Origin of the sequence: Leptolyngbya sp. FACHB-36, assembly GCF_014695955.1 — a bacterium.
Classification (GTDB): Bacteria; Cyanobacteriota; Cyanobacteriia; order Leptolyngbyales; family Leptolyngbyaceae; genus FACHB-36.
This window is the reverse complement of record NZ_JACJPG010000313.1, coordinates 1-2,252: the sequence shown is the minus strand read 5'-3', so window position 1 is coordinate 2,252 and position 2,252 is coordinate 1. Positions and strand designations below refer to the sequence as shown.

Annotated in this window: 3 protein-coding genes; 1 reads left to right on the top strand and 2 read right to left on the bottom strand. The window is 53.8% G+C overall.

Features of this window, described 5'->3' with window-relative positions; translation table 11 throughout:
* Positions 1-704, bottom strand: a 704-nt coding sequence (locus tag H6F43_RS08590; protein WP_190342381.1) for an EI24 domain-containing protein, incomplete at its 3' end; no start/stop codon positions are given.
* A gap of 282 nt (positions 705-986) precedes the next feature.
* Between H6F43_RS08590 and H6F43_RS08585 the strand changes: the two genes are divergently transcribed.
* Positions 987-1,205: a hypothetical protein gene (locus H6F43_RS08585; RefSeq protein WP_190342380.1), complete on the top strand. Its 219-nt coding sequence runs from the start codon at positions 987-989 to the stop codon at positions 1,203-1,205.
* Between the two features lie 21 nt (positions 1,206-1,226).
* Here H6F43_RS08585 and recF read toward each other — a convergent pair.
* A partial coding sequence (gene recF / locus H6F43_RS08580; protein ID WP_190342379.1) for a DNA replication/repair protein RecF occupies positions 1,227-2,252 on the bottom strand: 1,026 nt, incomplete at its 5' end.

Below are 2,252 nucleotides of genomic sequence, written 5' to 3'. Positions count from 1 at the left end.
AGCTTGGTTCGAAAACTGAACCGACGACGCTCTAAAGGTGGGTCAAAGAAGTCTAAGCCGACGAGCAGCGCGGCTAAGGCAATACCGCCAACGCTAGCGATCGCGCTTCCAATTCCTGGCACCAAATTCAACAAAAAGAGGGGAATCCCGATCGCGCCTGCCAGCAGCAGCTTCTTCACCTGAAAGGTTAATGCCCGCCAGATGTCGTACAACGCTCGCGTCACGGTCTGCGGTTCTGTCGGTGGTAGCTGTTTTAGACGAAGCTGCTCGATGCGTTCTGCCAAGCTGCCATACCATGGCGCACCCAAAATGGCCCCAAACTGAACGAGAAGCAAGCCAGTTAAGACGAGCAAGACGATCGCCAATAGCCCACTCAGTACTTCATCTACAAACGAGGCTCCGGTTGGTAGCCAGCCAAGAATACGCGCTGCCCAAGGTGGCAATCCCGCTACCCAGTTGGCTAATCTGATGGGCAAGCCGCCTGTCCAAGCGGCAATCGCTCCCCACGCTGGAAACAGCAAACCCAGATATAGAACCACGCCCAGAATCAAATTAACCAGAACAGGAACGGCTACAAAGCTCCACAATGCGGGCGATCGTGCTAGCAGAAGGGCAGCCTGCAAGGGATAGGTTGCGCCAGCCACAAATCCGCTTGGCACCCTCAGTACGGAGTGGGCAAGTCCTGTTTTTGATGGTTCAGTCATACAGCGTTGCTACTCTACCACGAGAGAGAAGACGACTTTTTCAGGCTAGCACTTCAAATAAGCACGATCGAGGCAGATACGATCGCGCAGATTAACCACTCGGCTATCACGCCAGAGAACTGACCGAAATCTCTCTAATATCTCTAGGGATCTATGGCAACCCTTAAAAATATTTTTTAACATAGACCTCAAGCAGGAAGGTGAATTAATCTCCCCATACTTAGCCCCCTATATTCAGCACACTGTGACGCTCATCTCAAGCTAAAGGACAGCACTAAACCCATGGAAAGCAAGCCATCCGCTCATCTCTACCCGTTTTTAGGCAATCTCAAGCAGGGTATTTGGTTTCTAGGCGTTTCCTGTTGGGTATTTGGAATCAGCGATCGCAGCATTGCCTTGCTCTCCGATGGCTATCTATCGCCAGTCGATTTTACCCAACTCGTTGTCGCGTGTTTCTTCTTTGTCAGCTGGCTGTTCCTCAAGCCGACTCAGCGCGTATAGGTGCAGCGGCTTGTGCTTCTCTTACTCAGCGGACAACTGCCCTGTTTTGACTGAAAAAATCTGCGACGAATGCAGCCATTGGGCATCAAACGCGCCAAGATGCGTGGTTGTAATTAGAGTTTGAAAGCGCTCCTGAATCGTTTCCAGCAGCTGATTCTGCCGATGCAAATCGAGTTCTGCCAGCACATCGTCAAGCAGCAGCAGCGGCGGCTCTCCGATCACCTCTTCGATTAGCTTCAGCTCTGCAAGCTTTAGTGCCAGAACCAGAGTGCGCTGCTGTCCCTGGGAGCCGTACTGCCGCGCTGAGGTTTGATTAATTGTGAACTCTACTTCGTCACGATGAGGACCAACCAGCGTGGTGCCTTGGTATTGCTCCGCGATCGTCCGCTCCTGAAACTTCTGTAAAAACGCCTGCTGCACCTGCTCCGGTGAGTCTTCCTGCATTGGTACGTTTGGGGCATAGCGCACGTCGAGATCCTCGGTCCTGCCGCTGATCGCTTGATGCCAGTGGTTTGCCAATGGAGCCAACCGCCGGATCACCCTTGCCCGCCGCCGGATCACACGAGTTCCCGCTGCTGCTAGTTGAGCATTCCACAACGAAAGCTCTTGCGATCGACCCAGTTCAGGTTCCGACGGCTCGTCCTCCTCCCATCCTGCTATTTCCCCATCTCCCGTTTCCTCGCCGCGCAGACCTCGCAACAGTGCGTTCCGCTGTCGCAGAATCTGGTTGTACTGTTGCAAGATATAGGCATAAACAGGTTCAAGCTGAATCAGCAGCGAGTCAAGCCACGTGCGTCGCTGCTCCGGTCCCCCGCGCACCAAATCTAGGTCCAAGCTGGAGAACTGCACGACGTTGAGAACGCCCAGAAAATCCAGTTGGCGGCGCAGGGTTTCGCCATTCACAGCGACAACCCGACGACTACTGCTGCGAAGCGTTAGGGCAAGCTCAGCAGGACCTAAATCACGTTCTAACTGAGCCGAGATCTGAGCGATCGTGTCTCCATCCCGAATTAAGTCGCGATCGCGAGAGGTGCGGTGCGATCGCAG

Excerpts from the sequence above, each read along its gene's own strand:
- H6F43_RS08585 (WP_190342380.1), top strand. The coding sequence starts at position 987 with ATGGAAAGCAAGCCATCCGCTCATCTCTACCCGTTTTTAGGCAATCTC.